A 5355-nucleotide genomic window follows, 5' to 3' on the forward strand; every position below is an offset into this window, starting at 1 on the left:
GGCGGCGCGCCCGCTCCGCGCCTCCCGCGCCGGGCGCGCGGGAGGCGCGTGCGGCCGGCGGCGCCGCTCATCGGCGGTTCCCGTTCCGCGCCGGGCGTACGGTCCCGCCTCAGGCAGGACGGGGGATGGACTTGTGCTCCAGATAGGGGACCAGCCCCTCCGGCCCCAGCTCGCGGCCGATCCCGCTGCTCTTGAACCCCCCGAACGGGGTGTTGGGGTCCAGCACGTACATGTTGACCCCGCAGCTGCCGGTGCGGATCTGCCGGGCCACCTGGACGCCGTGCTCGACGTCCGCGGTCCACACCGACCCGCCCAGCCCGTACTCGCTGTCGTTGGCGATCCGGATCGCATCGGCCTCATCCTCATAAGGGATCAGCACCAGCACCGGGCCGAAGATCTCCTCCCGGGCGATCCGCATCGAGTTGTCCACGTCGGCGAACACGGTCGGCGCGACGTACCAGCCCCTGTCGTGCGGCCGGGTCAGCCCGCCGGTGACGATCTTGGCGCCCTCCTCCTGGCCGAGCCGGATGTAGCCCTCGACCCGCTCCTGCTGGCGGCGCGCCACCAGCGGCCCGATCTCGGTGGAGTAATCGGCGGGGTCGCCGACCTGCAACGAGCCCACCATCGAGGCCAGCGCGTCGGCGATCTCCTCATAGCGGCTGCGCGGGGCCAGGATGCGGGTCTGCGCCGCGCAGGCCTCGCCGTTGTTCATCAGCGAGGCCGTCTTCAGCCCTTCCATGGTGGTCGCCACGTCGGCGTCCTCCAGCAGGATCGCCGCCGACTTGCCGCCCAGCTCCAGCGTGCAGCGCTTGAGGTGCTCGCCGCACACCGCCCCGATCCGCCGCCCGGCGGCGGTGGACCCGGTGAAGGAGACCTTGTCCACGCCCGGATGCGCCACCAGGTACGCGCCGACCTCCCGGCCGGCGGGCACGAAGCTGACCACGCCCTCGGGCATCCCGGCCTCGAGCATCCACTCGGCCAGCAGATAGGCGTCCAAGGGGGTCTCGGGGGAGGGCTTGGCCACCACCGTGCACCCGGCGATCAGCGCGGGGGCCAGCTTGAGCATCAGGGTGAACTGCGGGACGTTCCACGGCACGATCGCCGCCACCACGCCGACCGGCTCCCGGGTGACGGTCACCGGCCCGAGCATGCCCCGCCGCTCCTCCTCCCAGGTGTAGGACGCGGCCAGGTCCACGTAGTACTGCAGCACCTGCTGGGGGATGGCGGACTGCCCGAACACCGAGAACAGGATCGGCGACCCCATCTCGGCGGTGATCAGATCGGCCATCTGCTGCTGCCGCTCGGCGTAGATGGCCGACAGCCGCCCCAGGATCTCCGCCCGCTCGGCCGGCGTCATCCGCGGCCAGGGCCCGTGGTCGAAGGCCTGCCGGGCCGCGGCCACGGCGCGGTCGATGTCGGCCTCGGTGCCCTCGGGGACCCGGCCGATGACCTCCTCGGTGTGCGGTGAGACCACCTCGATGACGCCGGTGCCGGCGGGAGCCGTCCACCGGCCGCCGATGAACAGCCGGTCGCGCACATGCATGCCGCACCCTCCTGAACCCTGACCGAATGCCTGTTCGGTCCCCAGGCTCACGGGCCGCCGCAGCGCTGTCCATAGCCGTCCCACTCTCGGCGGGCATCGGTCGAGACTCCGGTCTCGATCCGGCGCCTGAGACGGGCCACCCGGCACGAGCCGCCCGGGCGGACGCCTGAGACGGAGGCCCGGGACGGGGACGCCGCCGTGCGTCCCGGCGGCCCGGGCGGGTCCGCGCGATCGGGACGGGATCGCCGGTCCCGGCCGCCCGGCTCAGCCCGTCAGATGGGCGTTCGGCTCCCGGGCCCGGTCGGCCAGCTCCTCGATCCGCACCACCTCGACCCCGGCCGCCCGCAGGACCTCCTCGCCGTTCCCCTCCACGAACAGCGACGGCTCCCGCCACGCGTACACCACCCGCCGGATCCCCGCCGCCGCGATCAGGCGGGCGCACGGCCACGGCCGCGACAGCCGCCGCCCGCACGGCTCCAGCGAGCTGTAGATCGTCGCCCCCGTCAGCTCCAGCGTCCCCAGCGCCCGCAGCACCGCCGCCCGGGCCGCCTCCGGTCCCCGCCCGGCCCCGTCCTCCGGCGTCCCGCCCGCCGCGTCCCGCCCGCCGCCCCGTTCGTCCACCGCGGGCGGGACCTCGCTCAACGGGCGGCCGAGCAGCTTGGCGAGCGCGGACTCCTCGGCGTGCACCGCGGGGTCGGTCTCCCGCGACCAGCCCCGGGCGAGCTCGGAGTCGTCCGCTCCGACGATCACCGCGCCGACCGAGAACGCGGTGTCCGACGGCGGGCACAGCCGGGCCAGGTCGCAGGCGAGCGCCAGCCAGTGACGGTCGCGCCGGTCCTCGGGCGCGGTCGCGTTCATCGCATCCCTCCTGGGCGGTCAGCGGCGGCTCTTGATGAGGTAGCGCATGAGGACCAGGTCGCCGATGCGGGTGACCTCGGCCAGGCGCATGGGCCGGGCGGGGCTCTGCGGGAAGACGCCGGGGTGGACGAAGCGGGGGGCGGCGGGGTCGCCGATGAAGAACGGCGCCACCACCAGCTGGAGCTCGTCGGCCAGTCCCTCGGTGAGGAAGCGGGTGTGCACGCCGCCGCCGCCCTCGACCATCAGCCGCCGCACGCCCCGGCCCGCCAGGTCCGCCAGCATCCGGCGCAGGTCCACCGGGTCGCCGGCGTCGATGACCTCGCCCGCGTCCGCCAGCCGCTCCTTGAGGGCGGGCACCGCGGGGGAGGCGGCGTAGACGAGCTTGGGCGAGTCGCCGGTGGTGAAGAAGCGCGAGCCGGGGTCCAGGTCGCCGCTCGAGGTGAGGGTGACCTTGGTGAGCTGGCGGGGCAGGCCCCGGGCGACCCGGCGGCGTTGCCGCTCCGGGGACTTGATCAGCAGCTTGGGGTCGTCCGCCCGGACGGTGCCCGCGCCGACCAGGATGGCGTCGCAGGCGGCTCGGACGCCGTCCACCCGGTCGAAGTCCGCGGGAGTGGACAGCCGCAACCGCTCGGGGCTCGCGTCGTCGATGTACCCGTCCACCGACATCGCGCAGCTCAGCAGGACATAGGGGCGGTCGTTCACCTTCCCGACGATAGCGTCGGGCCGGTCGCGACCGGCCCGACGCGGGCGAACGTCACCGGACCCGTCGGCGTTTTGCGGGGCCACTGGGGCGAAAGGGCCTTTAGGGTGTGCCGGGACATGCGATTCCTGCACACCTCCGACTGGCATCTGGGGCGCTCGTTCCACCGCGCGGACCTGCTCGACGCCCAGGCGCGGTTCATCGACCACCTGGTCGAGACGGTGCGCGCGGAACGGGTCGACTGCGTGCTGATCTCCGGCGACGTCTACGACCGGGCGCTGCCGCCGGTGGACGCGGTCCGGCTCTGCGGGGAGGCGCTGCGGCGGCTGGCCGAGCGCGCACGGGTGGTGCTGATCTCCGGCAACCACGACTCGGTCCACCGCCTGGGCTTCGGGGCCGACCTGATGGACGCCGCCGGGGTCCACATCCGCACCGACTTCCGCACCGTGGGCACCCCCGTGATGGTCGGGGACGCGGCGGTCTATCCCATCCCCTACCTGGAGCCCGAACTGGTCCGCGAGCCCTGGGGCCTGCGCGGGCGCGGCCATGCCGCGGCGCTGACCGAGGCGATGCGCCGCATCGACGCCGACCGGGCCGGACGCGGCGCGCCCTCCCTGGTGCTGGCGCACGCGTTCGTCACCGGCGGCGAGCCCAGCGACAGCGAACGCGACATCTCCGTCGGCGGCGTCTCCACCGTTCCCGCCGAGATCTTCGCGGGCGTGGACTACGCGGCCCTGGGGCATCTGCACGGCCGTCAGCGCATCACCGACCGGATCCGCTACTCCGGGTCGCCGCTGGCCTACTCCTTCTCCGAGGAGCACCACCGCAAGGGGAGCTGGCTGGTGGACCTGGAGGGCGACCGGCTGGAGACGACCTTCGTCGAGGCGCCCGTCCCGCGCCGGCTGGGCCGGCTGCGGGGACGCCTGGAGGACCTGCTCGCCGACCCCGCCCTGGCCGACCACGAGGACCGCTGGCTGCAGGTCACCCTCACCGATCCCCGACGCCCGCAGAACGCCATGGAACGCCTGCGCGCCCGCTTCCCGCACACCCTGGCGCTGTCGTTCGAACCCGACGACGACGGCGCCCGCTCCGCCCGCCGCACCTGGTCGGAACGGATCCAGGGCCGCTCCGAGCTCGACATCGCCCGGGGCTTCCTCACCGAGGTCACCGGCGCCGACCCCGACCCCGCCGAAGCGGACCTGCTGGAGGAGGCCTTCACGGCCTGCCGGCACCGGGAAGCGGCGCGATGAGGCTGCACCGGCTGCAGATCACCGCGTTCGGGCCGTTCTCCGGCACCGAGACCGTCGACTTCGACGCCCTGTCCGACGCCGGGCTGTTCCTCATCCACGGCCCCACCGGCGCGGGCAAGACCAGCGTGCTGGACGCCGTCTGCTTCGCCCTGTACGGCCGGGTCCCCGGGGTGCGCGGCAAGGCCGACGGACTGCGCAGCGACCACGCCGCCCCCCATGTCGCCCCGCAGGTGGTGCTGGAGACGACGCTGCGGGGACGCAGGTTCCGCTTCACCCGCTCGCCCGCCTGGGAGCGGCCCAAGCTGCGCGGGAGGGGCACCCGGCGCGAACAGGCCCGGGTGCTGGTCGAGGAGCTCTCCCGCGGCGACTGGAGGGGGCTGACCACCCGCATCGACGAGGCCGGGGACCTGGTGCAGCGCCTGCTCGGCATGACCGCGGACCAGTTCTGCCAGGTCGTGCTGCTGCCGCAGGGGGAGTTCGCGACGTTCCTGCGGGCCGGCGCCGAGGAACGCCGCGCGGTGCTGGAACGGCTGTTCGCCGCCGAGATCTACACCCGGGTCGAGAAATGGCTGGTCGACGCCCGGACCCGGACCGGCCGGGAGGCCGCCGAACCGGCCCGGCGGGTGGAGGGGATCGCCGACCGGATCGCCGAGGTCGCCGGGGCGCTCCGCCCGGACGCCGGGTCCCCGCCGCCCCCCGGCCCGGGCGACCCCGATGAGGAGCCCGCCGGGCCGCTGGAGTCCCTGGTGCCGTGGGCGACCGAGCTCGCCGGCCAGCTCGCCGACGTGTGCGCGGCGGCCGAAGAGCTGGCCGCGCACTGCGCACGACGGCGGGACGAGGCCGGAGAGGAGCTGGAGCGGGGACGGACGCTGGCCGAGCGGCGGCGCCGCCGCGCCGAGGCGCTGCGCCGCCTCGAAGAACTCGCCGAGCGGGCCGCCGAGCGGGCCGGCTGGGCGGACCGGCTGGCGGCGGCGACCCGCGCCGACCGGGTCGTGCCGCTGATC

Annotated in this window: 5 protein-coding genes; 2 read left to right on the top strand and 3 right to left on the bottom strand. The window is 74.9% G+C overall.

What is annotated here, in order from left to right; genetic code table 11:
- Positions 1–109: 109 nt before the first annotated feature.
- From EIO00_RS23715 to EIO00_RS23725, 3 genes are all read right to left on the bottom strand, one after another.
- Positions 110–1543, bottom strand: coding sequence for an aldehyde dehydrogenase (locus tag EIO00_RS23715; RefSeq protein WP_140182619.1), 1434 nt, complete (start codon positions 1541–1543; stop codon positions 110–112).
- A gap of 264 nt (positions 1544–1807) precedes the next feature.
- Complete coding sequence (locus EIO00_RS23720) at positions 1808–2401, bottom strand: cytidine/deoxycytidylate deaminase family protein (RefSeq protein WP_140182621.1); 594 nt, start codon at positions 2399–2401, stop codon at positions 1808–1810.
- Between the two features lie 18 nt (positions 2402–2419).
- Complete coding sequence (locus EIO00_RS23725) at positions 2420–3103, bottom strand: RibD family protein (RefSeq protein ID WP_140182623.1); 684 nt, start codon at positions 3101–3103, stop codon at positions 2420–2422.
- A 117-nt stretch (positions 3104–3220) separates the two neighbouring features.
- Here EIO00_RS23725 and EIO00_RS23730 point away from each other — a divergent pair, with 117 nt between their 5' ends.
- Positions 3221–4351 (top strand): exonuclease SbcCD subunit D, encoded by a 1131-nt coding sequence (locus EIO00_RS23730; protein ID WP_140182624.1) that lies wholly within the window; start codon positions 3221–3223, stop codon positions 4349–4351.
- Positions 4348–5355: AAA family ATPase (locus EIO00_RS23735; RefSeq protein ID WP_140182626.1), on the top strand; the 1008-nt coding region annotated here is incomplete at its 3' end. The genes EIO00_RS23730 and EIO00_RS23735, both read left to right, overlap by 4 nt.

Source organism: Thermomonospora catenispora (genome assembly GCF_006363815.1).
In the GTDB taxonomy this organism is placed as follows: domain Bacteria; phylum Actinomycetota; class Actinomycetes; order Streptosporangiales; family Streptosporangiaceae; genus Thermomonospora; species Thermomonospora catenispora.

Bases quoted from the DNA above. Each gene is read 5' to 3' on its own strand.
- EIO00_RS23715 (WP_140182619.1), bottom strand. From the start codon at position 1,543: ATGCATGTGCGCGACCGGCTGTTCATCGGCGGCCGGTGGACGGCTCCC.
- EIO00_RS23720 (WP_140182621.1), bottom strand. From the start codon at position 2,401: ATGAACGCGACCGCGCCCGAGGACCGGCGCGACCGTCACTGGCTGGCG.
- EIO00_RS23730 (WP_140182624.1), top strand. From the start codon at position 3,221: ATGCGATTCCTGCACACCTCCGACTGGCATCTGGGGCGCTCGTTCCAC.